This is a genomic window from Paludibacterium sp. B53371, assembly GCF_018802765.1.
GTDB lineage: Bacteria > Pseudomonadota > Gammaproteobacteria > Burkholderiales > Chromobacteriaceae > Paludibacterium.
This window is the reverse complement of sequence record NZ_CP069163.1, coordinates 734,607-761,227: the sequence shown is the minus strand read 5'-3', so window position 1 is coordinate 761,227 and position 26,621 is coordinate 734,607. Positions and strand designations below refer to the sequence as shown.

General features: G+C 63.4%; 18 protein-coding genes. 8 read left to right on the top strand and 10 right to left on the bottom strand.

All coding sequences use genetic code 11. The features are described from left to right. Positions 1 to 22: 22 nt before the first annotated feature. From pelG to JNO51_RS03585, 7 genes are read right to left on the bottom strand one after another with little or no spacing between them, the layout of a single operon-like run. On the bottom strand, positions 23 to 1,393 hold the full coding sequence (gene pelG, locus JNO51_RS03615) for an exopolysaccharide Pel transporter PelG (protein ID WP_215781484.1): 1,371 nt from the start codon (positions 1,391 to 1,393) through the stop codon (positions 23 to 25). Next, positions 1,393 to 2,949, bottom strand: a complete 1,557-nt coding sequence (gene pelF, locus JNO51_RS03610; protein WP_215781481.1) for a GT4 family glycosyltransferase PelF — start codon at positions 2,947 to 2,949, stop codon at positions 1,393 to 1,395. Before pelF ends, pelG begins: the two co-directional genes overlap by 1 nt. After that, positions 2,946 to 3,980 carry a lipopolysaccharide assembly protein LapB gene (locus tag JNO51_RS03605; RefSeq protein WP_215781478.1) on the bottom strand — a complete coding sequence of 345 codons (1,035 nt, stop codon included), beginning with the start codon at positions 3,978 to 3,980 and terminating at the stop codon, positions 2,946 to 2,948. The genes pelF and JNO51_RS03605 overlap by 4 nt, the downstream gene beginning before the upstream one ends. After that, positions 3,973 to 5,397 (bottom strand): PelD GGDEF domain-containing protein, encoded by a 1,425-nt coding sequence (locus JNO51_RS03600; RefSeq protein ID WP_215781476.1) that lies wholly within the window; start codon positions 5,395 to 5,397, stop codon positions 3,973 to 3,975. Before JNO51_RS03600 ends, JNO51_RS03605 begins: the two co-directional genes overlap by 8 nt. 16 nt (positions 5,398 to 5,413) lie before the next feature. Next, positions 5,414 to 5,953: a hypothetical protein gene (locus tag JNO51_RS03595; protein ID WP_215781474.1), complete on the bottom strand. Its 540-nt coding sequence runs from the start codon at positions 5,951 to 5,953 to the stop codon at positions 5,414 to 5,416. Positions 5,954 to 5,976: 23 nt separating this feature from the next. Continuing rightward, a complete protein-coding gene (locus tag JNO51_RS03590) occupies positions 5,977 to 9,687 on the bottom strand; it encodes a tetratricopeptide repeat protein (RefSeq protein WP_215781472.1) in 3,711 nt (1,236 codons plus the stop codon). Further along, complete coding sequence (locus JNO51_RS03585; RefSeq protein ID WP_215781469.1) at positions 9,662 to 12,556, bottom strand: bifunctional glycoside hydrolase 114/ polysaccharide deacetylase family protein; 2,895 nt, start codon at positions 12,554 to 12,556, stop codon at positions 9,662 to 9,664. The genes JNO51_RS03590 and JNO51_RS03585 overlap by 26 nt, the downstream gene beginning before the upstream one ends. Before the next feature lie 344 nt (positions 12,557 to 12,900). Here JNO51_RS03585 and tadA point away from each other — a divergent pair, with 344 nt between their 5' ends. Both tadA and JNO51_RS03575 read left to right on the top strand, forming a co-directional pair. Further along, positions 12,901 to 13,629 (top strand): tRNA adenosine(34) deaminase TadA, encoded by a 729-nt coding sequence (gene tadA, locus JNO51_RS03580; protein WP_215781467.1) that lies wholly within the window; start codon positions 12,901 to 12,903, stop codon positions 13,627 to 13,629. Beyond that, positions 13,626 to 14,246, top strand: coding sequence for a L,D-transpeptidase (locus JNO51_RS03575; protein ID WP_215781465.1), 621 nt, complete (start codon positions 13,626 to 13,628; stop codon positions 14,244 to 14,246). Before tadA ends, JNO51_RS03575 begins: the two co-directional genes overlap by 4 nt. Before the next feature lie 28 nt (positions 14,247 to 14,274). Here the strand turns inward: JNO51_RS03575 and JNO51_RS03570 are convergent, their stop codons facing one another. Next, the gene (locus JNO51_RS03570) at positions 14,275 to 14,805 is read right to left on the bottom strand and encodes a cytochrome b (protein ID WP_215781463.1); all 531 of its coding nucleotides are present in this window, start codon (positions 14,803 to 14,805) and stop codon (positions 14,275 to 14,277) included. A 65-nt stretch (positions 14,806 to 14,870) separates the two neighbouring features. After that, positions 14,871 to 16,397: a fumarate hydratase gene (locus JNO51_RS03565; protein ID WP_215781461.1), complete on the bottom strand. Its 1,527-nt coding sequence runs from the start codon at positions 16,395 to 16,397 to the stop codon at positions 14,871 to 14,873. A 235-nt stretch (positions 16,398 to 16,632) separates the two neighbouring features. Between JNO51_RS03565 and JNO51_RS03560 the strand changes: the two genes are divergently transcribed. The 4 genes from JNO51_RS03560 (at position 16,633) to JNO51_RS03545 (ending at position 22,583) form a co-directional block, all read left to right on the top strand. Further along, a complete protein-coding gene (locus JNO51_RS03560) occupies positions 16,633 to 18,438 on the top strand; it encodes a putative nucleotidyltransferase substrate binding domain-containing protein (protein WP_215781459.1) in 1,806 nt (601 codons plus the stop codon). Continuing rightward, the gene (locus JNO51_RS03555; RefSeq protein WP_215781448.1) at positions 18,438 to 19,046 is read left to right on the top strand and encodes a 3'-5' exonuclease; all 609 of its coding nucleotides are present in this window, start codon (positions 18,438 to 18,440) and stop codon (positions 19,044 to 19,046) included. The genes JNO51_RS03560 and JNO51_RS03555 overlap by 1 nt, the downstream gene beginning before the upstream one ends. A gap of 169 nt (positions 19,047 to 19,215) precedes the next feature. Next, complete coding sequence (locus JNO51_RS03550) at positions 19,216 to 20,469, top strand: HlyD family secretion protein (protein WP_215781446.1); 1,254 nt, start codon at positions 19,216 to 19,218, stop codon at positions 20,467 to 20,469. After that, positions 20,463 to 22,583, top strand: a complete 2,121-nt coding sequence (locus JNO51_RS03545) for a peptidase domain-containing ABC transporter (RefSeq protein WP_215781435.1) — start codon at positions 20,463 to 20,465, stop codon at positions 22,581 to 22,583. The genes JNO51_RS03550 and JNO51_RS03545 overlap by 7 nt, the downstream gene beginning before the upstream one ends. Here the strand turns inward: JNO51_RS03545 and hutC are convergent. Next, positions 22,562 to 23,275 carry a histidine utilization repressor gene (gene hutC / locus JNO51_RS03540; RefSeq protein ID WP_215781433.1) on the bottom strand — a complete coding sequence of 238 codons (714 nt, stop codon included), beginning with the start codon at positions 23,273 to 23,275 and terminating at the stop codon, positions 22,562 to 22,564. The genes JNO51_RS03545 and hutC overlap by 22 nt on opposite strands. A 90-nt stretch (positions 23,276 to 23,365) precedes the next feature. Between hutC and hutU the strand changes: the two genes are divergently transcribed. Both hutU and hutH read left to right on the top strand, forming a co-directional pair. Beyond that, complete coding sequence (gene hutU, locus JNO51_RS03535) at positions 23,366 to 25,075, top strand: urocanate hydratase (RefSeq protein WP_215781431.1); 1,710 nt, start codon at positions 23,366 to 23,368, stop codon at positions 25,073 to 25,075. After that, a complete protein-coding gene (gene hutH / locus JNO51_RS03530; RefSeq protein WP_215781428.1) occupies positions 25,075 to 26,613 on the top strand; it encodes a histidine ammonia-lyase in 1,539 nt (512 codons plus the stop codon). The genes hutU and hutH overlap by 1 nt, the downstream gene beginning before the upstream one ends. The last annotated feature ends 8 nt before the right edge of the window (positions 26,614 to 26,621 follow it).

Genomic DNA, 26,621 nt, shown 5'->3' with positions numbered 1-26,621 from the left:
GCACAAATGTAGCCAGTTGCGCTTACTGCAGCATGTAGGTTTCGTACTCAAGCCGCTCCAGCTTGCGATCCAGCGCCGCCAGCCCGATCACCACCGCAATCAGCATGGCTCCGGCAAACCCATAGCCATACCAGGCGGGGTTGAGTTGCAAGGTGATTCCCGTCAGCAGCATGTTGAGCAACAAAAAACCGCTGGTCGCCGCCAGCACCACGCGACGTTTGTCGAGGTAGAAAAAAATGTTGATGATGCCGAGGAACACCACCTGCAGGCTGGCGGCAATCACATCGACCTGCAACAGCGGCAGGTACAGGACCGAGATCCCCAGCCAGCGCAACAGCTCGGCGCCGCTGGCAAACAACAGGATGGCCGCAATCGACTGCACCTTGACGATCTCGTACAGCCCGGTACGCAGGGCATCGACCATGCCGTTGCGGACATTCTCGATATGCTGCAGCGAAGCGCCTTCCCGGACCGCGCTATAGAAGGCATCGTAATACTCGACGAAATCGGTTTCGATGCGCATCAGGAACACCGCCATGCCGGGAATGATCGCCAGATAGGCCAGAAAGACCGGCATATCGTAAATGATCGAGGCATGCAGCGGGCCGATCACCGCCTGACCGGTGGCCGGGGCATACCAGAACATCAGCTTGTCCACCCAGATACCCAGGTTGTACAGCAGACCGATCCACATCAGCGCGGTATGGCGATGGGCCTTGTGGAACATTTCAAACGAAATGAACAGACGGCCGGGAAACTCACGGTAGATCAGCAACAGCAGACCGAACAGCAGCACGCACTGACCGAGCACGAAGCCGGCCAGCAGCCCCTCCAGACCATGGGTATTCAGCAGCAGCGAGCCCACGACGGTGGCGCCGTAACCGATCAGGAATACCAGCAGGATATGCATGTACCGTTTCTGACCGGAAAGGAAAATGGCGGCGATCCAGATATTGGCCAGGATCACGAAGCCGCTGAGCATGAACAGGCGATACACCCCGGATGTACCGTGGAACAGCCACAGAATGGTCGGCACGCCAAACAGCAACGCGCCCAGATTGATCAGCAGCACGACGCCGTGAAAATTCGACAGCACCAGATCTTGCCGCTTCTCGAACAGGCGGTCGGCGGTAAAGCGGGTATAGGCCAGCTGGAACGGACCGGTCAGCACCAGACTGCCGGCGATCAGATAGGTGACGGACACCTGGAACTGGGCAATCAGAAAGGTCGGGACCACAAACGGCAGGCTGAGCACACCGATCAGCAGGATGCCCACGATGGACAGCATCCACGGACCGGCACTGATCAGGCCGGCATAGGTATACGCCTGCAACAGGCCTGCCAGCGAATTACGCCGCAGCATCTTGCGCAATTCAAATCCGATACCGGCCATCAGCGCCCCTCCCCGCCATCCGGCGGCATCGCCAGCAAGCGTTCATAGCGTTCACGATAGCTGCCAATCATCTGCGCCTGCGTGTAATAGCGCTCCACCCGGGCGATGCCCGCACGTTGCGCTGCCTGCCAGCGCGCCGGGTGCTGCAGCAGGGACAACACGGCACCGGCCAGGGCTCCGGGGTTGGCAATCGGCACCACTTCGCCGGCGCGGCCCAGTGCGGCATCCTCACCGGGGCGGCCGTCAATCAGCTCGCGACAGGCACCGACCTCGGTGGTGACGGCCGGTACGCCGGCGGCAAAGCCTTCCAGCACCACCAGCGGCAGGGCCTCCGAAATCGAGCTGAGCACCACCAGTCCCACCCGCGGCAACAAATCCTCTACCTGCTGCATGCCGAGAAAGCGCACTTTCTCGCTCAGGCCGAGACTGGCGACCAGACGGTGGCACTCATTGGCATAGTCTTCGTCTTCATCATCCGGACCCGCCACCCAGGCCTCGGCCTCGGGCATGGTGTCCAGAATCGTCAGCATCGAACGGATGAAGGTTTTCACGTCTTTGATCGGCACCACCCGGCCGATCAGGCACAGCACGGGGGGAATGGCGGCCGGTCGCAGATCGCGCAACCGGGCAAACCGTTCGAGCTGAATGCCATTGGGAATGGTGCAGGTCTTTTCCTCGGGCGCACCGTCGCCGATCTGGCGCTGGCGGTTGCCCTCGTACAGGGCGACGATATCGCTGGCCGAGTCGTAACACATCTGTCCCAGCGCCATGAAAAAACGCATCCAGAGATCGCGGAAATAGCCGATCTGTGCAGCATCGCGCTCGAACACGCTGCGATTATCGCGAATCCACTGACTCTGAAACAGGTCGATCTTGCGTTCCTTGGTATAGATGCCGTGCTCCGACACCAGCAAAGGCTGGCCGCGCCGCTGCTGCAGCATGGTACCGAGCAGGCCGGCATAACCGGTCGAGACGGTATGGAATACCCGCACCGGGATCAGTTGCTCCGCCACGGCGGCCAGCTTCCAGATCGACTGGTGCATGATGCGTACCGTCCAGAAGTAGTCGGTAAACGACGGATCGGTGCAGTACTCGCGATAGTTGTCGGTCAGAAACTGCCAGGCTTGTTCGGAATGGGCGAACACCTCGGCGGACAACTTACCCCCGGGCTGCATCAGGGGCATCAGCTGGCGCAACATGCTGCTGGCCTGATGTTTGCCCTGCGGGCTGCGCAGTTTGCCGTGCAGCGACGCCACCTGGCGGAACACCTCGGGGTCACCCCGCAGACTGGGTTTGACAGGCTGGCGCTGCGGGTCAACGGCGAAATCGAACAGATAGTGACACTCCATGTGCACCACGTTGTCCGGCAAGGCATAGGCCATCTCGCCATAGCTGTCGGGGCTGCTGCCGATGAATACGATGGCAAAGCGCAGATCGGGAAAGGCACGGATCATCTGGTTGATCCAGCTGGAGACCCCGCCGCGCACATAGGGGAATGTTCCCTCCAGCAGCAGGGCGATATCGGCCTGTTCGGCCTTGGGCAGAAGGGGACTCATGGCTGATCACTCCAGTAACGGATCACCGGCTGCATGACCGGCAAGGCACTGGAAAGCGGCTGAGCAGCCAGCAGCGCCTTGACCTGGGCATAGTCTTTATCCAGATAGGCGACCTCCGCCAGGTAGGGCAGGAGGCGCAAACGCTCAAAGCCATGCACCATGGCCAGATCCAGCATGGTCGTCGCCGAGGCGGTATCGCCCCGGTCCAGGGCCAGCCGGCCGCGCAGGCGCCACAAAGAGGCATCGCCCGGCATCAGCGCCAGCGCTTCGGCCGCATAACGATCGGCCTCGCGTGCGGCATGGCGATACACATCACCCTGCACCAGATAGGAATACACCAGTTCGTTGTACAGCAGGGCCAGCTCCTTGTTGACGCGATAGCGCTCGCTCTTGCTGAGCGTCAGCTTGAGTCGGGGTAATTGGTCGAGAATTTTCTGGGTCAGCTCTTTCTCCTGGCGATCCAGCATCCAGAAAGCCAGCAGCCGGATATCTTCAAACTGATCGTCCAGCATGGTGCGCAGCAAGGGGGACACGGTGCGCATCGGCATGGCCTGCATGGCCATCAGGGCGGTCATGCGAAACGACGAGGCCGCCCCCTGGCTTTGCAGCACCGATTTGAGGTGCGCCCCCCGGCCGAAAGAGGTCGATGCCTGCGGTGCCAGGAAGGTGGGTGCCCAGGTCAGCTCGATCGGCAAATCCTCGGGTTCGGCCGGCAGGCGCGAAGCGAGGGCGATGGCGCCACAGGTCAGCAACAGGCCGCCGATCGGCACGGCAAACAGATAGCACCAGAGAAACAGCCCGGTGAGTGCCTGGCGATGCTTGAACCGCCGCGGCAGCAAGGTCAGCGTGGCCGGGGTGGCCAGCAAGGCCGCCAGTGCCTGCAACAGCAACATGCACACCACCCAGCTGCTGCTGGCGGTCTGCATGGGTGCCGTCAGCAGACGGTACAGGACATAGCTTTGCAGCAGGATGCCGGGCATCAGCAGCGGAATGGCGCGGCGCAGACGCGCGGCGATCAGCAGCTCAGACATCGATCTGGCACCGGCGGAAGAAGGCAGCCAGCTCGCGTGCCGGCGCCTCGGTGGGCAGGGGCATGGTATTGACCGACACGCGGCCAGTCTCGAAATCCACACCGAACTGGGCGCGCATGCTCTCCTCGATACGCAGCAGGAATCCCTCGACGGCGCTCTCGCCAGACAATGGCATCAGCACCACGATGGCATCACGTTCCGGCCCGGGGATCACCCACTGCACATCCAGGGCACGACGGCTCATCTGCAGATGGTCGAACAGGGTTTTGCCCATATCGGTCTTGGCAAAGCTCAGGGCGACCAGAGAGGAGTCGATGCCGGACTGGTGCGCCAGCCGGACCAGGCGCGAGAAATCCAGGGCAAAGTCTGCCGGACAGCTCGGATAGACCGAGAGCAGCAGGCCGGCCACGGCACCTTGCCGCACGCCGTCGGCGTAATAGCCACTCAACACCAGCAGGAATTGCAGGTTCTCTTCGCTCAGCGCCATGAAAGGCATGTGCCGTACCACCAGCACGCCCAAAATCTCATCCACGGCATCGACCAGCGGCACCACGGCAATGTAGTCGGTCTTGATGCCGGGGGCCAGCTGCTTGCTCTGGACATGGGCCAGCGTGCGATGTGCCAGCGCATAGCGCACCAGAATATCCTGACGATCGAGATGGAAGGGTGCCCCCACGGTGGCAGCAGGCTCCTCATCCGGCACGCCCCGGTGACAGACATGCAGCTGTGCCCGCTCCAGCTGGCAGGCATGGGCGGCAATCTCGACAAAGCGACGCGCATGTCGCTGCTGCAGATCCGGCTCCTGATCCGGATTCAGCCCTTCCAGTTGCAGTGACAGGGCGCGCAACTGCGACAGGGAATCACGCAGGGTCGCCGGCCGCGACAACAAGTCATGTTCGAGCCGTTCGTGTGACAGCCGCAGCAGGAAGTGGGTCTTGGTCAGCACCCCCAGGCGCTCGTTCAGGTAGTCGGTGACGGTACGCATGTGACGCAGTTTGCTGCCCCAGGTATCGCCGAACTGGCCGCCGATCAGCACCAGGGTGAACCCGCCCAGGAAAAACGGCAGCGGGAAGGGCTGCTCTGCCGAACGTTGCAGGCTGTAAGCCAGCAACAGCAGCAGGCTGGACAACACCCCCTGCATCAAGCCATAGCGCAAGGCACAGATCAGCGGCACCAGCCAGATCCAGCCGAAGCCGGCATCAATCAGCAGCGGATCGGCCGGGTTGGCCAGGTGCAGCAATAACAAGATAGCCAGGGACACCAGCACAGTCTCCATGGCAATCAGTGCCGGCGCCCGCTGACGCAGGCGCTCGGAGGCAATCAGCGATACCCAGCGCGAGCCCCCCTGTGCGGCATGGCCACGGCGCAACTTGAAGGCTTGCTCGGTTTTGCGACCCTTGGTTTTGGCTTCAGACAAGTCAGCGACTCCCGGCTTAGTCCACGATGGCACTGGTCAGTGGTGACAGCAATTTGCGCGACAGCGCCGCGGCCACGCCGGCCAGCGAATTGTTGCCCCACCCTTCCTGATGACCGGCGCCGCGCCAGATGACTTTGCCACTCTCCAGGTCGATCAGCTGCAAGGTCAAACCCACCACGGGTTCACCATCCACGCCCACCTTGTAGCGCCACTCGATGACCGAACCGGTCAGGGCATAACGGGCATGAATGCTGCGGGCCCAGGCCAGGCCGCGCGCACGCTGATCGGCCGCAGCCGGTTCGAACAAGGTTTCTTCGCCGTTGTCCGCCACATAGCGCTGTACATCGGATACCCCGCGCGTACTCAGGACCGTGGCCGCCAGTTCGGCAGCCCGCTGTCCTGCCATCGGCGTATCGGTCAGATTTTCCAGCGGCAGGACGGCCCAGGGTTGTGCGCCGGACAGCGCCGCAGGCGGCGGCGCAACCTCGATGCCGGCACAGGCACTCAGCCCGAGTGCCACCACAGCCAGCAACAGCAACTGTTTGATGCTTCTCATTTTTGACTCCTCAAAACCGATTCCTAATAAAACCAGCTATAGCGCACCCCGACTTCGGTCACCGGGGAAGACCCCTGGGCCGCCATGTCCTGGTGCTGGTAAAAGAGCGACAAGCGATCACGGCCAAACACCGAGCCCACCACCCCCAGATTGATGCTAGCCCCCCAGCCGGCATGACTGTCGTAGACCGGTCCGGCCTCCAGGTAAGGGCGGAACGCATGGCTGTAGCCCCCCGGCAGATCGGTCCCGAAACTCAGCAGCAGCCCGCTCTGGGTAAAGGTCTGCGGCATGATCTCGGCAGCGGCGCTGGTGCCGGGATTCGGCAACAGCGTGAGTCCCGACGGCGTCACGCTGCCATACGGACTGTACTGACCATGATTGGCGACCAGGTGGGCGGTAAAGTCCGGATAGCCAAAGCGGAATTTGTAGCCGGCATCCAGGCTGGCCTGATACCCCTCCCCCAGGAAGCTGCGATCCTGCAGGTAAAAACGGTCGTATTCAACACGACCGCTGGCAAACCAGCGCCCCTGCTGCCAGCTGCCCCCCAGGGCGGCGAGGTTCTTCATCCCGCCCAGCAGCAAGACACTGGTCTCTTCGGCGTTTTGCGCACTTCCCAGCGCATAGTTCAGAGCACCGCCGCGGATACTGCCCTCCAGGCGCACCTGGGTGATGCCACGCCACCCCTGGCGCGAGGCCACCGTCACGGTCTGGTCAGTATCGATCCCCTGCCAGCGGTAGCCGAGCGAGACCGTATGATCCTGTCCAGGGGCACCGGGCAGCACCGCCGCATCGCTTCGCTGGTTGCGCTGGAGAAATCCCAGCTGCAGGGACTGACGCTCGTCCAGTCGCAGTCCGGCACTCAGCCCGAACTGGTCATAACGCAGTGCGTTCTGGCGCACACTGCGCCAGAACGGCGTGACTGACTGGGCATTGGCCTGCAACTGCTCGCGCAGCGTGGTTTGCAGGCTGTCATTGTCAGGCTGGTGCTGCATGGCTGCGAAGGCAGATGACTGGGCCTCGGCCAGACGTCCGGTCTGCACCATGGCTTCGATGCGGTTTTCCTGAGGTAACTGCCCCCGTTTTTCTGTGAGCAGGCGGTTCAATGCCACGGTGTCCCGGGCCTGCAGGGCCAGTGCCACCTGCGCCTGTGCCGGTTGTGCCAGCCAGTTGAGATAGCGCCGGGTCAGCCAGGACTTCACCAGGGCATGCGCTTCGTGCGATTGCGCCCAGGCCAGCGCCGCATCGTTCACCGCAGGTGGCAGAGGTTCGCCCGCCTGCTGCATGGCCTGACGCAGCAGCGCCAGGCCATGGTCGGCGTCGGTAAACTGGCCGGACAGCGCGACCAGGGCCGGCAACAGGGTCTGGCGTGCGGCGGCGGTTCTGGACCGGGTCAACCGGGCAGGCAGCAGATCGCGCCAGACATGCTGACGCAACTGCCAGGCCGCACCGGGGCGCTGTGCCAGATCCATGGCCTCGGCATAGGCCAGCAACCAGAGCGGATCTCGCTCGCGACCACGCCGGGCCAGGGCAAAGTAATGCAGCGCCTTGTGCGGTTCGCCGAGGGAGAGCCAGGCGGCCGCATAAGCCCCGATCAGACTGGCATCACTCTCGGCCCGCGCCGCAAACCGGGGCAGCAGTTGCCGCAACATGGTGTCCTGTCCCTGAGCAATCAGGCCCCAGATCCAGGCCGCCTGCACGTCACTGCTGCGCGGGGCCAGCCGGGCGGCATGCGACAGGTCAGCCAGTCCGGCGACCGGCTGTCCGCTTTGCAAAGCGTAATCGGAGCGCGCCAGCAGAAAATCGGCACTGCGCTCTGCCTGATGCAGTGCCTCGGGACTCAGACTGTTCAACAGCGTATCGACGGCAGCCAGATCCCCCAGGCTGACATAGGCAGAAATGGACCGGGCCAGAAACGGGATATGGCCGGTTTGCCGATACAGCCGCAGCGCCAGCGGCGCACTCTCGCGCGGGCTGGCCGCCATCGCCTCCAGCAGGTGCTCACCACTGCCGATCCGTGAGTCCGCATCGTTCAGCAGTTGCCGGTCTGCCCGCAGTGCCGCCTCGCGGTCCTGCAACTGACTGGCCATCACGCTATAGGCTTGCCAATACTCCACATCGGCCCCGGTGGCCAGGGGCCGGGCAGCATCGAGTGTAGCCAGACTGGCGGCATACTGTTGCTGGCGGAATTGCCCCTTGGCCAGGGGCAAGGCATAGGCTGGCCGGGGCGCATCAATCTGCATCAGCAGCTGCCAGGTTTGCAGCGCCAGGGCATCGTGGCCGCTGCGCCAGGCCAGGTCGGCCACACGGCGCAGGATCTCGATGCGTTGCGGGCCATTGCTTCTGGCCTGCAGGAAGCTCAGGGCCTGTTCCGGCCGACCCGCCATTTCCTCAGCCCGCACAATCTTGTCGACCAGGCTCAGATCACCCGGACGCTGCCCCAGTTGGTGCCGGTAGAGCTGCAACTGCGCCTCGGTGTCATTCAGGCCCTTGGCCAGGGTTTCCACCTGGCGCCACATCGCTTCATCGCCATGCTGTTGCGCCAGCTGCAGGAACTGCGCCAGTGCCGTGGCCGGATCGCGGTTCCACAGCGCGGCCTGGGCCAGACGCGGCTGCCACAGCGCCGGATCCAGGTGACTGTCCATGGCCAGGCGGGCAATTTTCTGTGCATCGCCGACATTGCCATTGGCCATGAAGACCTGATAGGCCAGATCCAGATCCTGGGCGCTGTGCACCCCGCTTTGATCCAGGCGGCGCACGCTGGGCGCCTCGGCTCGCGCCGGCTCGACGCGCGCCGCCTGGGCGCGCTGCGGCACCGGCTCTCCCGGCAAACGGGAAACAAAGCCGGCTCGCGGCTGAGGCTGGGGATCTGGCAGGGCGGGCGGCGCCGCTTTCAGCAAGCGACGAACATAATCCTCGGCCAAATCCGGCCGGCCGCTGGCCAGAGCCAGTCGGGTCAGAAAACGCAGCGTCTCGGCATCATCCAGCAACTTGCCGGCATGCTGTTCGGCGGCCTGCATGGCCTCGGGCAGCAGGTTGCCCATCTGCAGGGCGCGCAAGCCGGCCAGGAAATCCTGCCGCTGCCGGGCGCTGTCGGTTTCATGTTGCTGGGCAGCAAAGCAGGCACGGGCTGCAGCAAGGTATTGCCGCTGAGCAAGCAGCACCTCGCCGGTCTTGCGCCACCAGTGGGCGGCCCGTGCAGGTTCACGTTGCGCCAGTTGTGCATAGAAGCGTGGCGTCAGATGCTGAACACCCCCCTGACGGGCCGTCTCGGCCAGCGCCTCCAGCTGACTGTTCTGCCATGGCAGCGGCAGGGCTTGCTGTAACAACAGCGCCAGTTCATCGCTGCGCAAGGCGCGCAACTCGGCATCGCGCGCGGAGAAAACGGCGGTTTGCGCCAGGCCGATCTCGATCAGCAGCGCATCCTGACGCGTCGCCGGGTCACGCGAGGCCTTGAGGCGGGCGATCAGGCGATGGGCATCGCCGGCCCGCTGCCCTTTCAGGTATTCACGGGTCAAGGTGCCCAGGACGTCGGGATTATCCGGCTCAACGCGCTGCCAGGCCTCCAGATAGGCAATGGCCAGCTGGTCGGATTGCGGTTGCCCGAGCAAGCGCCCCTGCAGCGAGGTACGCGGGAAGACCAGTGCCAGCAGCAATACCAGCAACAAGGCCAGTCCGGCCAACTGATAGGGCGGCAGCAGCCGCAGTCGCTCAGGCTTGACAGGAGACATCGACATGCACGCTCTGCAGGGTCTGGGTCACCTCGACACCGACCTCCCCCAGACGGAACAAACGACCGTCAGCCGTGGCCTGGCCACTGACAGGCCGATCGTTGACCCTGACCTGGCAAGTGCTCAGGCCGGCCAGGGTGAATTGTGGCGCCACATGCGAGACCAGCTCGAATGACACTCCGGTGGGGGTACGACGGAAATCCTTGATACGCCCGTTGGCACTGGCCAGCCAGACCATCCTGGCGGCCTGGGCCTGCGCCAGAGGCAAAAGACGGAACCGGGCTTCACTGCCGGTCAGATGGACATACACGCCATCCGGACCGGGAAGAAATCCGGCCACCCCCTGGGCAGTCTGCAGGTCGGGGGCCTGGTCTGGGGACAGCCGCACGGTACGCAGTTCGCCGGCAGAGCGGATCAGCCAGTCTTCCCCTTCTTGCGCCACACTGGTCTGCTGCGTATCGAGCATGGTCTGTGCATACTCGGAGACGAAAACCGGGTGGATCGGCTGGCGGGCCACGCCTTGCAGGACGCTGTTGAGTGCCACCAGCGAGGCCTGCTTGGTGCCGGTAAACATGTGGTAGTAAATATCGATGGGCTTGAGCCGGCGCGGGCGCTCGGTCAGTTCGAAGGTTTCCAGCACCCGGCGGTATCCGTAATACGGCCCCTGCCAGAGGTTGGTATAGACCTCTTCGTTCTGATTCGGGGCAAACAGCTGAAAATAGCCGTCTTTCCAGACCCCGTGCGGCGCCACGGCAGTCAGGCTGGGATTGCTGTGGGTCATCAGGGTGTCACCACCGTTCATATTGAACACCCCCGCCTGCTCGGCCTGCTTGAGCGCCACGGCCGGCACCTGACAATCCCCGCTCCACAGCACCACCTTGACCTGTTTACCGGGTGGCGCCATCAGACGGTTGATGCCGGCCACCGAGCCATCGATTTCTCGCGTCAGATTAAAGCGGTAGCCGGGTACATTGATGGACAGACCGTTCACCGAGGGCACGCCCGCCCCTTCCGCCTTGTCATAGTCTGTCGTCGACACCCCCTGGCCGGTCACCTGCATCCAGGGCAAGGGGTGGGTATAGGTATGGCTGGCCATCTCGACATTGGGCAAGTCAAAGATGCGCCGGGCAATGTCGCGCAGCTGCGGGGCAATGGCCGCATTGGGTCCTTCATCACTCACCTCCCCCTCGATGACCGAGACCGTCACCGGCAGCCCATATTGTTTCAGCACCCGGTAGAGCGCTTCACCCGAATAGGTATCGCCGTTAGCGGCGTGAAACTCCACCCGGGAGGCAAACCCGTCACCATCGATGTGCGACATGAACAGGCGCAAACCATTTTCGGTCGTCGGATCGGGGACAGGCATGTCCGGCAGCTTCAGCGCCTGGCGCAGAAATGCGAATGGCTGCAGCACCCAGCGGGTTTGGCCGACCGCATCCATGGCGTAGACGGCGAAGGGCCGCATGACATAACCGCCCCAAGGCATCAGGGCGGCGGCATCCATCGACAGTTCGCCGGATTGCAGATGCAACAGCGAGCGCCCGCCGGCACCGACACGTACCGGCGTGAAGTCTCGCGGATTGGGCAGGGGCGGCATTTCATAGCCGATCAGCGACGGATCGGCATGGGTCACCTGCAGCGGACCATCCATGGCGGCGCCGGCAGGCGTCAGGCCGAGCGTGCGGGCAAACTGGCCGGCGATCGGCATGCCAAAGGTGCCGATGAACACCACGCGCACACCACGATCGATCTGCTGCGTGACCCAGGCTCGCAGCTTTTCGGGATGTTCGACCGGATTATTCAGCCACAGCACCACCCCGGCATAGCGATCCTGCAGCGGGCCCTCGGGCAGGGTATCGCGGTTGATATCGAGATAATCAAGGCGATAGCCCATGTAATTGAGGGGGGTCGACAAATAAAGCACACCGTCCGAGACATTCAGGCTGACCCCGGGCGGCGGGTCTTGCAGCACCAGGACACGGCGCGGCATGGCCTGTCGGGCGCCGATGCCGACACGCTGCAATCCGGGGTCGGTGACATAGGGAATCAGCCCCTGGGACTGGATGCGGGCAACCGTATCGCGCGCGCAGGCAGCATCCTGATCCGGACAATAGTCAATCGCGATCACCGGCAGGTGATATTGCTCGCGCAGCGGTTTCACCTGCGCCATGAGCCAGTCGCGATCCGCCTGGGGAACATCGGTGAATCGTTTGGCGCCCTGATCCCAGCCCTTGTACAAGGACTCAAAGGCCACGGCGTCGGCCAGTTGATGAACCTGCGGCAGAATTTCGAATCCGCGATTGAAGACCAGCCGTGCCTCGGGATAGCGCTGCTTGACGGCACGAATGACCCGTACCAGCCCATCAATCTGCAACTGGCGCTCGCGGTCGTTTTTGGCGATGAGCTGGAAGGCATCCAGGGTATCGAGGAAGAAGCCGCGATAGCCGCGTTGCCACAGCGGGGTAATCACCTGCTCGACAAAGAAAGCCGGCCAGCCGGCGGCAGACTGATCGATGACCAGCGAGTCCCAGGCGTGATTGCCGCCTTTGAGCCAGCTCTTGGGCATGCGTGCGAAGTAGTCACGCTGGCGCGTGACTTCGCCGACGCTGGTATAGGCCAGCCAGTCGGTGTGCGGGGTACGGACCTGACGGGGATTGAAACCGCTGTCCGGCTCGACGACGACATGGTCAAAAGCCGTCAGGGCCTCGAGCGGCAAGGGAGCCGGCCCGTAATAGAAAGCATAGGAAGGCTGGGCAGACGGCCCGGGCGCCGTCGCGGTCGCGGATGCGGGGCGCAGCAGCAGCAGCGCCCCCGACAAAGCCAACACCAATGGCCGCACATAGCGGCTTAACCACCCCTTCGTTTTTTTACTCACGGCTCTCTCTCAGCGCCAATTCTTATTATTTTTTGTTTAAAATGAATATTAATTTACGATATAGTAATAAAGTATTTCAAAAGAAAGCAACAAACAATTTAAATACAAATGTTGCCAATGACAAAAGCATTAATGACAAAATCCTAAAGGTAGCAGGCACTTCATTCAAACAATCTGCCGCTTTACGCAAGAGGCGTGGTAAGGATGTCACACTCCAGTAAAAGGACAGAGACATCCCGGGGTACATCATGATTTCTGTGTACTCCATATGGGCGTAATTACAAGGCGCAGGCGATGCATTGGCTCGACTATAATTTGCGCGGAACAGACAAATAGGGCTTGATGTGCAGCTGACTTCCCCCCCCCTCCCCCCCAAGGCGGTCTCCTGGCTGGCCAGCCATGGCATTGCGACCCGTGCTGACCTGTTGCAGCAGGGCGTGGTGCGTACGTTCCTGCTGTTCAAGGCGGCCGGCCTGCCGGCCGGCAAGCGCCTGCTGTTCGCGCTGGAGGCCGCCGCCCGCGGCGTGCACTGGGATCAGCTCAGCGATCAGGACCGCCGGCAACTGCAGGACAGTCTGGCCACGCACCCGCCGGTACGACTGCCACCGGAGGCGCACGAGGCGGAAGGTTTCATGCGCCAGGCGCTGGCGCTGGCGGCGCGAGCAGCCGACGAGGGAGAAGTGCCGGTGGGGGCCGTGGTGGTGTATCAGGGCGAGGTGATCGGAGAGGGATTCAATCAGCCGATCGGCCGTTCCGATCCCTCGGCACATGCAGAAATGCTGGCCCTGCGCCAGGCCGCTGCCCGGCTGGGCAACTACCGCATGGCCGGCTGCGATCTGTATGTCACGCTGGAGCCCTGCCCCATGTGCAGCGGCGCACTACTGCATGCCCGGGTCGACCGGGTCATGTTTGCCACACCCGATCCGCGTACCGGTGCCGCCGGCAGTGTGGTCAATCTGTTTGCCGAACGGCGCCTCAACGCCCATACCGACTGCTTTGGCGGGATGCTGGCGGAGGAAGCTGGTGCCATGCTGTCGGACTTCTTCCGTACGCGGCGGGAGGCTGAACAATGAAGCCAGGCTGGTTGTGCCTTTGCACGCTGGTACTGGGGATCGCGCAAGCGGCGACACCGGACCCCGACTACATCCTGCAGGAGCAGCAGGCCACACCGTTTACCGTGCTGCACCCGAATCCTCACCGGCATGGTGAGCCGTGGCTGCGCGTCAGCGTGGCAGAGCAGACGCTGACCGCCTATGACGCCATGGGTTTCACCCGGCAGGTCTATCGTGTTTCCACCGCCACCCTCGGCACGGGGGCAAAAGTGGGCAGCTATCAGACCCCACTGGGCTGGCATCAGGTCTGCAGCAAGATCGGGGACGGGGCACCGGCAGATGCCATCATTTACCACCGGGAAGTGACGCCCTGGCGTTACAGCGCCGAGCTGCATGCTGCCTACCCGGACAAGGACTGGATCCTGGCGCGCATTCTGTGGCTGTGTGGCATGGAGCCCGGCAAGAATCAGGGGGGCGATGTCGACAGTCATGATCGCGCCATCTATATCCATGGCGCCGGCTCGCATGTCGCCTTCGGTACCCCCACTTCACGCGGTTGCGTGCGCATGGCGGTCGGAGATGTGGTGCAGCTGTACGACCAGGTACCGCTGGGGATGGATGTGGTGATTGAGCAATGACCGGGAGGTAGAGGCCTCCCGGTATGCATTAACGACGACGGAAGGTCATGCGCAGCAGGGTTTCATCCTTGAGCACCACATGGTGCCAGAGTGCCGCGAGCGCATGCACGCCCACCAGGAAATAAACCGCATTGCCGAGAAACTCGTGCACCTCCTTCACCGTGCCGCGCAGGGCCGGATCAGGATTGACCAGATGGGGCAGTGCCCAGCCAAACAACGCGACTTCGCGTCCACCCGCCTGAGAAAACACCACGCCCGTGATGGGCAACAGGAACATCACCAGATAAAGCAGGCCGTGCAGGGCACTGGCGGCGGCCGTCTGGAGACGAGGACCAATCGGCGCCGGGCCACCAAGGCTGATGCGCGAAGCGACGCGCACCACGGCAAACAGCAACACCAACAGACCGGCATCAATGTGACTGCTGCGCAGCAGATCACGCATCGGCGTACCCTTCGGCCACCAGTCGCGCATTTCGATGAACAGCAGTGCAGCGGCGAACAGCAGGAACATCAGCCAGTGCAGCACGATGGATGCCGGATGATAGTTTTGACGGACCATAATCTCCCCTTTGCATGTGAAGACGGCCGAGCATAGCCCGACCGTCTTAAGCTTATATTATTTGATCAGGCTTCAACGACCGGGATCTTGCCGATGCGGGCACGCCATTCGGCCGGACCGGTCTGGTGCACGGCCTGGCCACAGGAATCGACAGCCACCGTGACCGGCATGTCCTTGACCTCGAACTCGTACACTGCCTCCATGCCCAGTTCCGGGAAGGCCAGCACCTTCGAGGCCTTGATAGCCTTGGAAACCAGGTAGGCGGCACCGCCGACCGCCATCAGATAGACCGCCTTGTTGTCGCGGATGGCCTCGATGGCTGCCGGGCCGCGCTCGGACTTGCCTACCATGCCCAGCAGGCCGGTTTGCTCCAGCATCTGGCGCGTGAACTTGTCCATGCGGGTGGCGGTGGTCGGGCCGGCCGGACCAACGACTTCATCACGAACCGGGTCGACCGGGCCGACGTAATAGATGAAGCGATTGGTGAAGTCCACCGGCAGTTTTTCGCCACGGTTGAGCATATCGGTCATGCGCTTGTGGGCGGCATCGCGACCGGTCAGCAGCTTGCCGTTGAGCAACAGGGTTTCGCCCGGCTGCCAGGAGGCCACTTCTTCGCGGGTGATGGTATCCAGATTGACGCGACGGCCTTTGGAGGCATCGAAGGTCAGCGAAGGCCAGTCTTCCAGTGACGGCGCCGCCAGTTTTGCCGGGCCGCTGCCATCCAGATGGAAGTGCACGTGGCGGGTGGCGGCGCAGTTGGGGATCATGGCGACCGGCAGCGAGGCGGCATGGGTCGGGTAATCCATGATCTTGACGTCCAGCACCGTGGTCAGACCACCCAGCCCCTGGGCGCCGATGCCCAGCGCATTGACCTTCTCCATCAGCTCCAGCCGCAGCTCTTCGACGCGGGTCAGGGTCGCGCCGCTGGCGGCCTTGTCGCGCAGCTCGGCGATGTTCACCGGTGCCATCAGCGACTCCTTGGCCATCAGCATGGCCTTTTCCGGCGTGCCGCCGATACCGATGCCCAGAATGCCGGGCGGACACCAGCCGGCACCCATGGTCGGCACGGTCTTGATGATCCAGTCGACCAGCGAGTCCGACGGATTGAGCATGACGAACTTGGCCTTGTTCTCCGAGCCACCGCCCTTGGCCGCACAGGTCACTTCGATGCCGTCACCGGCGACGATTTCCATGTGAACCACCGCCGGGGTGTTATCACGGGTGTTCTTGCGCGCGCCGGCCGGATCGGACAGCACCGAGGCCCGCAGCTTGTTGTCCGCGTCGGTATAGGCACGACGCACCCCTTCGTTGACCATCTCCTGCACGCTCAGGGTGGCATCCCACTGGACATTCATGCCGACCTTGAGGAAGACCAGGGCAATGCCGGTATCCTGGCACAGCGGCCGGTGACCTTCGGCACACATACGGCTGTTGATCAGGATCTGTGCCATGGCATCGCGCGCGGCGGGGCTTTCTTCGCGCTCGTAGGCTTCGGTCAGGGCCTTGATGTAGTCAACGGGGTGGTAGTAGCTGATGTACTGGAAGGCATCGGCGATGCTCTGGATAAAGTCATCCTGGCGGATAAGGGTCATGGGGCTTTCTCGCAGTTCAGATAGACTTGAAATGAGGCCGCACGGCAGCTGGCGCGTGGCCGGTCAATCCCGGATTGTAGCACCATGCGCCAGGCACGGCGCCGCTTCGTCTTGCGTTCGTCATGCGTTTTTTGCATTCAGGGATACGCGCATTCATGCCAAGAGAATGGCATGCCGTTCACGGTGAGGGCAAAAGCCCGCTATGCTGGAAGCATCCTCCTCTGATGGATGTGGTATGAACCGCTTTGATTTCACCGCCCCGCCCTTTGACAGCCTCACGCCGGCCGAGCGTCAGGAGCTCGAACAGAGCGCGGATATCGTCTATTTCGCCGCGGACAGCCTGATCATGGGTCCCGGACAGTCTATTGATGCCCTGTATGTGGTGATCAAGGGCGTGGTCTGCGAGCTGGCCGACGAAGAGGTGTTGTCGCGTTATCGGCAGCAGGACAGCTTTGATGCCCGAGCCATGGTGGCGGGTCAGGGACCGCATCGCTTTGTCGCCGAAGAGGAGTGCCTGCTGTTTGCCCTGCCCCGTGAACAGGTGCTCTCGCTGACCGAGCGCAATCCGGCTTTTGGTGCCTATTTTTACTCCAGCGTGTCGAAAAAAATGGGCGCACTGGCCCAGCGTACCGGAACGCGCGAGTTGCAGACCCTGCTGACCGCCACCGTGCGCGATGTCGGCTGCCGGTCGCCGGTGTTTGTCGAGGGCAGCCAGAGCATTCGCGATGTCGCCGCCACCATGAAGCAGCAACGCAGCAAATCGGTCCTGGTGCGGGAAGGCAGCCGGCTGGGGATTTTCACGACCACCGATTTTCGCGACATCATTCTGGAGGGCGTGCCGGTCGAAGCTGCGGTGGCCGAGCATTGCCAGTTCGAGCTGCTGTGTATCGACATTGATGATTTCCTGTTTGACGCGCTGCTGCTGATGACGCGCCGCAATCTGCGGCGCCTGGTCGTCCGGGAGCAGGGCGAACCGGTCGGCCTGCTGTCCCAGGTCGACGTGTTGTCCTATTTTTCCAACCACTCGCACCTGATCGCCCAGCGGCTGGAGCGTGCCGGCAATCTGGAAGAGCTGGCCCAGGCCGCCGGCCAGATCACGCGCCTGGTGCAGATCCTCTCCGGTCACGGGGTCCGCCCGCCGCAACTGGGGCGGTTGGTACAAACGCTCAACAGCCGCCTGTTCAGCCGGACCTGGCAACTGCTGGCGCCGGCCGAGCTGTTTCAGGCCAGCTGCCTGCTGGTGATGGGGTCGGAGGGCCGTGGCGAGCAGATTCTCAAGACCGACCAGGACAATGCGCTGCTGCTGCCGGATGAGACCGATTTTCCCATGCTGGAAGCGGTCTGCGAGGCCTTCTCGGCAGCGCTGGCCCGCTTTGGCTACCCGCCCTGCCCCGGCAAGATCATGGTCAACAACCCGGACTGGCGCCTGACGCGCCAGGCGCTGCGCGAGCGCATCCGTCAGTGGATCAATCAGCCCAGTGGCGAGGGCATGTTGCAGCTGGCGATCTTTGTCGACGCCGAGGCGATCTGCGGCGACAGCCACCTGCTGCAGGAAGGGCGTCACTATCTGCAGCGCCTGCTGAAGGATGACGCCGGCTTCCATGCCCGTTTTGCCCTGGCAATCGAGCAGTTCGATACCCCGCTCGGTCTGTTTGCCAAACTGCAGACCCGTGAGCGCGATGGGCGGGAATGGCTGGATTTGAAAAAGGGCGGGATTTTCCCCCTGGTACACGGCCTGCGGGCCCTGGCGCTGGAGCACGGCATCGAGGAGCCTTCGAGTCAGGCGCGTGCCACCCGTCTGGCAGCCGCCGGACATCTGGACCCGACACTGGCCAGCGACATTCAGGAGGCCCTGTCTTTCCTGCTGCAACTGCGACTGCAACATGGTCTGCAACAGCTGGAGCGTCAAATGCCGGTCGACAACCTGATCGAGCCCGCAGCCCTGTCGACCCTGGAGCGCGACTTGCTCAAGGATGCGCTGGCGGTGGTCAAGCGCTTCAAGACCCATCTGCGTCACCACTACCGGCTGGGGAGTCTGTGATGCTGCGCGCCCTGCAACAGGCATGGCGCAGGCGGCAAGTGAATGATCCGGCCTGGCTGCGCCTGTTCGAGGAACATGACAGCGAATGTGTCAGCCTTGACTGCGAGACCACCAGTCTCAATGTGGCAGAGGCGGAGTTGCTGTCGATCGGTGCCGTCAGGGTACGCGGCAACCGCATTCTGTGCAGCGAGTCGCTGTCGCTGCTGGTACGGCCGCAACAACCGCCGGGCAAGGAAAACATCCAGGTGCACGGCCTGCGGCCCTGCGATGTCGATCAGGGCTTTCCGGCAGAAGAAGCCGTGCTGCGGCTGCTGGACTTCATCGGGGGTCGCCCGCTGCTGGGCTATTACCTCGAATACGATGTGGCCGTCCTCAACAAGGTGGTGAAGCCCCTGATCGGCTGCACGCTGCCGCAGCGACAGATTGAGGTCTCCGGCCTGTACTACGACTACAAGCTGCGGCAGCATCCGGAAGGCTATATTGACCTGCGGCAGGCACAACTGCATGCCGAACTGGGCGTGCCGCAATGGCCGCGCCACGACGCCCTGAATGATGCCATCAGTGTCGCCATGCTTTACCTGGCACTACGCCAGCGCGGAGCCGGCTGAGTCGATTCTGCTGTTCACGCCAGATTGTGCTGACTCTCGGCTGCATCGCCAAACTTTTCCCGTTTCGGGGCAGTCATCCCCTGATCGGCCCGAACGGGCCATTTCCCGAGCCTGTTGAAAGAACGCGGCCAGCATGATGCCGGCCGGTTCGGATCACGGCCATGACACCATGCCAGTACCCGATTCTCCTCTCTTTCGCCCGCAGGCCGTGGCGGCACAGGCGGAACAGTTGCTCGGCCGTCCGAGTGGCCTGTTGCCGGTTCGCACAACCCTTCTGGTCTACCTGCTGGCGGCATTGGCCACCCTGACCCTGGCCTGGCTGTACGCCAGCAGTTATACCCGGCGCGTGACCGTCAGCGGCGATATCCAGCCGGGGGATCAGGTCTTGCGGCTCTATCCGGCACAATCGGGGGTGGTGCTGCAACGTCACGTACAGCAGGGCGAACGCGTGCAGGCCGGTCAGTTGCTGTTCACCCTGAGTGCAGAGCGCCACAGTGACGGCAGCCCGACCCAACAGCGTATCAGTGCCGCCCTGCAGGCACGGCTGCAATCGCTGCACGCCAGCATGGCCGCCGGCAAGCGTCTGGGCGCACTGCAGCTATCCGACCTGCAGCGCCGTCTGACACTGCTGGGCGCGGAAGCCAGCCGCGCCGAACAGGAGAGCGCCCTGCTCAGGCAGCAGCTCGAGCTGGCGCGCCAGACTCAGCAACGCTTTGCACAACTGGCCAGCGCCGGCTTTGTCTCGACCGTGCAACAACAACAAAAAGAGCGCGAGCGACTGGAGGCCGAGCGCCAATGGCAGGCGCAACAGCGACTGTTGACTACCCTGCAGCGGGATCGGGCCGCCCTGCTGGCCGAACTGCATGCCCACCCCCTGCGCGAGCTGGATCAACAGCTGAGCCTGGGCCGGGCGGCAGAGGCGCTGGCACAGGAACTGGCCCAGCATCAGGCCGGGCATCGATGGCAAGTCCTGGCACCGCGAGCCGGGGTACTGGCCGCCATCAATGCCACGCAGGGCGCACCAGTCAGTCCCTCCCTGCCGCTGGGCCTGCTGGTGCCGGCCGATGCCGGCCTGGAGGCCCATCTGTATGCCCCCAGTCGGGCCATCGGCTTTATTCGGCCCGGCACCGCGGTCAAGTTGCGGCTGGATGCCTTTCCCTACCAGAAATTCGGCCATGTCCACGGCACGGTGCTGACGGTGGCCCAGTCGGCGCTGCAACCACAGGAAATCGAGGGGCAGGGCCAAAGCCGCGAAGCGCTGTACCGCATCCGTGTCCGGCTGCAAGGCAATACCATCCGCGCCTATGGCCAGCCCATGCCGCTGTTGCCGGCCATGCGTCTGGAGGCCGATCTGTTGCTGGATACCCGTCGCCTGTACGAATGGGCGCTGGAACCCCTCTACAGCGTGAGTGGCAAATGGTGAGCCTGCCTCGCGACTTACTCAGGCAGGCGCGTCTGCCACTCTATCTGCAAAGCGAGGCGGCCGAATGCGGGCTGGCCTGTCTGGGCATGATTGCCGCCTATCATGGTCATCGCGCCGACCTGCCTTCCTGGCGGCAGCGTTTCACCACTTCGCTCAAGGGCGCGACCCTGGCCGATCTGATCCGCATGGCCGACCAGATCGGGCTGGCGGCACGCGCCTTGCGGCTGGAGCCGGCCGAAATGGCTCAGTTGCCCTTACCCTGCATCCTGCACTGGGAAATGAATCATTTCGTGGTGCTGGCCGGGGTCGACCGGCACGGGGTATGGCTGCACGATCCGGCACAGGGCAGGCGCCGGCTGAACTGGCAGGAGGTCGACCGCAGCTTCAGCGGTGTGGCGCTGAGTCTGACCCCGACCGAGACGTTCCGCCCCCTGGTGCAAGCGCAGCGCTTTCCCTGGCGACAGTGGCTGTCGGGTTTCGACGGACTCGCGCATGCCGTGCTGCAGGTGTTCGTGCTGGCCTTGCTGCTGGAGTTGCTCGGGCTGCTGGCGCCGCAATTCACCCAGTGGCTGATCGACGGCGTGCTGCTCAGTGCCGATCAGGAGATGCTGCACGTGCTGGTCAGCGGTTTTCTGCTGGTGCTGCTGGGCGAGGTCGGTATCGCGGCATTGCGCGCCTGGAGCGTGCTGCACATCAGCCACACCCTGGGTCTGCACTGGCATCTGAGAGTATTCCACCATCTGTTGCGCCTGCCGCTGTCCTACTTCGAGAAGCGTTTCATCGGTGATATCAGCGCTCGGTTCGGCAGTATCGCCGCCATCCAGAAAACCCTGACCAGCCAGTGCATCGAGGCGGTACTGGACGGACTGCTGGCCCTCGGCACCGGCACCCTGATGCTGCTCTATAGCCCGCCCCTCGCGCTGATTTCGCTGGCCAGCCTGGGCGGCTATGCACTGCTACGCTTCCTGGGCCAGCGCCCGCTGCGCGAACGTCACGAACGAGAAATCGTACGCCAGGCCCGGCAGGAAGGACATTTTCTGGAGAGCCTGCGCGGCATGCAGGCGATCAAGCTGTTTCAGCGCCAGGCAGAACGGCAATCGGTGTGGAGTAATCTGCTGGTCGAGCAAATCCATGCCGCGATGCAGACCGATCGCGCAGACATTCTCTACCGCAGCCTGCAGCGCCTGCTCAGCGGGCTGGAGTACGCCGCCCTGCTGTGGTTTGGCGCCGGACTGGTGCTCACCCAGCAGTTTTCCGTCGGCATGTTCATGGCCTTTGCCGCCTATGCCGCCCAGTTTTCGCAGCGTACCAAGGGATTGATCGACAAGGGGGCGGCGCTGGCCATGCTGCGCCTGCAAGGCGAAAGACTGGCCGATATCATCCTTTGCACGCCCGAAGCTGAAACACTGCCGGGATCTTCCCTGCCCGCCAGTACCAGCATCGAGTTGCGCGATGTCTGGTTCCGACATGATGAGCAGTCACCGTGGATTTTGCAGGGGGTGAATCTGAGGATTGCCGATGGCGAGTCCGTCGCACTGACCGGCCCGAGCGGCTGCGGGAAAAGTACCCTGCTGAAATTGCTGCTCGGCATGCTGACACCAACACGTGGCGAAATGCTGATCGGCGGGGTGCCCTGGACGCAGATCGGCACTCACGGCGTACGCACGCTGTGTGGCACGGTAATGCAGGATGATCAGCTGTTTGCCGGCTCGTTGCTCGACAACATCACCTTCTTCGACCCGAGTCCGGATATCGCGCGGGCGGAACACTGCGCCCGGCTGGCGGCCATCCACGATACCCTGGCGGCGATGCCGATGGGCTATCACACGCTGTGCGGCGACATGGGGTCGGTGCTGTCAGGCGGACAGAAACAGCGCCTGTTGCTGGCGCGGGCCCTCTACAAGCAACCGCGCATCCTGTTGCTGGACGAAGCAACCAGCAGTCTGGACACCCCACTGGAACAGCAGGTCAACCAGGCGGTGGCCACCCTGAAGTTGACCCGGCTGATCGTGGCACACCGACCGGAAACCATCGCTTCGGCCGATCGGCACGTGATGCTCGGGGTGGACATGCCGGCCGACACGACCGACGCTCAGATCCCGCCGGTAAGCTGATACATCTGTCCCGGATGCCACAGCACGGCCAGCGATGCCACCTGCCGTTCGGTACGCGTGGTACGAAACACCACCAGACAGGGCTCTCTGGTACTGATGGACAGCCGAGAGGCGATGTCCTTGCCGGGCAGACGTGCCTCGACCGCATATTGCGCCCCGATCAGCGGCGCCACCATCGACAGATAGGCGCTCGGGGTCTGCTGCCTGAAACTTTGCTCAAGATAATGTGGCGCGACGGAGGGATTGACCAGACGGTCTTCGACCTGAATCGGCACCGCGTTCTCGCGATGGACAATCAGGGAGCGGAACAAGGGTTCGCCGGGTTCGATGCCGAACAGGGCCGCCTGTTCAGCCGTCGCCGTCACCGCCTCGAGCAACAGCAGCTCACTGTCGTGGTGGTGACCGCGCTCGGCGATTTCGTCGGCAATATTGCGGATTTCGAGCAGCGAGGTATGGACGCGGGGGGGCGCCACATAGGTGCCGGAGCCGCGCCGGCGGACCAGCACGCCGGCCTGGGTCAGGTCCTGCAGGGCGCGATTGACCGTCATGCGCGCCACACCAAAATCACGGGCCAGGGTCTGCTCGGGCGGAATCGCCTCCCCCACTCCCCACTCGCCGGCGGCAATGCGCTCCAGCAGATCCTGTTTGATCTGCTGATAGCGGGGCGTAGCATTTTTGTCAGCGGATGTCATTGTCTTGAACCAAATTTGTCTATACAGCTTCTCAAGTCGGACCGACTCACCTATATTAGTCTATACAAATCACGACATGGAGGAGAACCAATGTCCCGCACCGATTCCCGTTTCGACCCGTCGCGCCAGATCCGCGCCCCGCGTGGCAGCGAACTGTCCTGCAAAAGCTGGCTGACCGAAGCCGCCTATCGAATGATACAGAACAATCTGGACCCCGAGGTGGCGGAAAACTCGCAAGCGCTGGTGGTGTATGGCGGCATTGGCCGTGCTGCACGCAACTGGGAGTGCTATGACCAGATTCTGGCCACACTGCGCCGTCTGAATGATGACGAAACCCTGCTGGTGCAGTCCGGCAAACCGGTCGGGGTCTTCCGCACCCATGCCGATGCACCGCGGGTGCTGATCGCCAACTCCAATCTGGTGCCGCACTGGGCCAACTGGGAGCATTTCAACGAGCTGGATCGCAAGGGGCTGATGATGTATGGCCAGATGACGGCCGGCAGCTGGATCTATATCGGTACCCAGGGCATTGTGCAGGGTACTTACGAAACCTTTGCCGAAGCCGGCCGGCAACACTATGGCGGCGATGGCAACCCGTGGCAGGGCCGCTGGATCCTGTCCGCCGGCCTGGGTGGCATGGGGGGCGCCCAGCCACTGGCCGCCAGCTTCGCCGGCGCCACGTCGCTGATGATCGAGTGCCAGCAGTCGCGCATCGATTTCCGCCTGCGCACCCGCTATCTGGACAAACAGGCACGCGATCTTGAGCACGCGCTGGAACTGATCGCGCACCACACCAGCCGTGGCGAGGCCATTTCCATCGGCCTGCTGGGCAATGCCGCCGAAATACTGCCTGAGCTGGTTCGCCGCGCCAGAGAAGGCGGCCTGAAGCCGGACCTGGTGACCGACCAGACCTCGGCCCATGACCTGATTCACGGCTATCTGCCGGCCGGCTGGACGGTCGAGCAGTGGCTGGAAGCACAAAAGGATCCGGCGCGTCACGACAGCCTGCGCCAGGCTGCAGCCCAGTCCTGCGCCGCCCATGTTCAGGCCATGCTGGACTTCCAGACCATGGGCATTCCGGTCACCGACTATGGCAACAACATCCGCCAGGTCGCCTTCGACCAGGGGGTAAAGAACGCCTTTGATTTCCCGGGTTTTGTCCCCGCATATATCCGCCCCTTGTTCTGCGAGGGCAAGGGCCCGTTCCGCTGGGTGGCCCTGTCCGGCGATCCGGAAGACATCAAGAAAACCGACGACAAGCTGCGCGAACTGTTCCCGGAGAACAAGGCCCTGCATCGCTGGCTGGATATGGCAGAAGAACGCATTGCCTTCCAGGGCTTGCCTTCCCGTATCTGCTGGCTCGGACTGGGTGAGCGCCACAAAGCCGGTCTGGCCTTCAACGAGATGGTGGCACGAGGCGAGCTCAAAGCACCGATCGTGATCGGCCGCGACCATCTGGACACCGGCTCGGTAGCCAGCCCGAACCGCGAGACCGAATCCATGCGCGATGGCTCGGACGCCGTCTCCGACTGGCCGCTGCTCAATGCCCTGCTCAACACCGCCGGTGGCGCCACCTGGGTCTCGTTGCACCATGGCGGCGGCGTCGGCATGGGCTTCTCGCAACATTCGGGGGTGGTGATTGTCGCGGATGGCAGTCAGGCCGCCGCCCAACGCCTGGAACGTGTATTGTGGAACGACCCCGGCACCGGCGTGATGCGTCACGCGGATGCCGGCTATGACATCGCCCAAGACTGCGCGCGCAAGATGCATCTCGATCTGCCGATGCAGGGAGACAAGTAATGCGTACCCTGACTCTGAAACCGCAACAACTGACCCTCAAAGACCTTCGTGCCATCTGGCAGGGAGAAGTACAACTGGCGCTGGACCCGGCCGCCTGGCCGGCCGTGGAGGCCTCGCATGCCGCCGTGGCGGCCATCGTGGCGCGCGGCGCGCCGGCATATGGCATCAATACCGGCTTCGGCAAGCTGGCCAGTACCCAGATCGAAAATGCCCAGCTGGCCCAACTGCAGACCAACCTGATCCGCTCGCATTCGGTGGGGGTCGGTGCACCGATGGAAGACCGGGTGGTACGGCTGATTCTGGCCACCAAGATTGCCAGCCTGGCCCGCGGCGTCTCCGGCATCCGTCGTTCGGTGCTGGAGAGCATGCTGGCCGCCTATAACGCCGGCATTGTGCCGCTGATTCCGTCCAAGGGATCGGTCGGCGCCTCCGGCGACCTGGCACCGCTGTCTCACATGACCCTGGCGCTGATGGGCGAAGGCCGGGTGCGGGTCAACGGCGAAGAAATGCCCGCCGACGCCGCGCTCAAGGCCGCCGGCATCACCCCGATTGCGCTGGCGGCCAAGGAAGGTCTGGCGCTGATCAATGGCACTCAGGCTTCGACGGCGCTGGCGCTGCAGGGCCTGTTCCTGGCTGAACGAGTCTTTGCCTCGGCCATTGCCGCCGGCGCCCTGACCGTCGACGCGGCCAAAGGATCGGATGCGCCGTTTGACGCCCGTATCCACGCCGTGCGTGGCCAGCCGGGCCAGATGGCCGTGGCGGAGCACTATCGCGAGTTACTCGCCGGCTCGGCCATCCGCCAGTCGCATCTGGTCGGTGATGACCGGGTGCAGGATCCGTATTCCCTGCGTTGCCAGCCCCAGGTGATGGGTGCTTGCCTCGACCTGATGCGCCAGGCTGCCCGCACGCTGGAAATCGAAGCCAATGCCGTCTCGGACAACCCGCTGATCTTCGAAGAGCAGAACGGCCACATCGTGGTGTCCGGCGGTAACTTCCATGCCGAACCGGTCGCCTTCGCCGCCGATACCCTGGCCCTGGCCATCGCCGAAATCGGTGCGCTGTCGGAGCGTCGCATTGCGCTGCTGATCGATGCCAGCCTGTCCAAGCTGCCGGCCTTCCTGGTGCCGAACCCGGGCCTCAACTCCGGCTTCATGATCGCCCACGTCACTGCCGCGGCACTGGCCTCGGAAAACAAGTCACTGGCGCACCCGGCCAGCGTCGACAGCCTGCCGACCTCAGCCAACCAGGAAGACCATGTCAGCATGGCCACCTTTGCCGGACGCCGGCTGACCGACATGGCGCAGAACACCGCCCACATCGTCGGCATCGAGCTGCTGGCAGCAGCCCAGGGCATTGATTTCCAGCGCCCGCTCAAGAGCTCGGATAAACTGGAAGCAGTGCATGCGCAGTTGCGTGCCGAAGTACCGTTCTACAGTGAGGACCGCTATCTGGCCCCCGATCTCAACGCGGCGCAACAGATGGTGCTGTCGGGCAAGTTCGATTTCGCCGCCCACCACCTGCTGCCCTCAATCGAATAGTGGAGCGC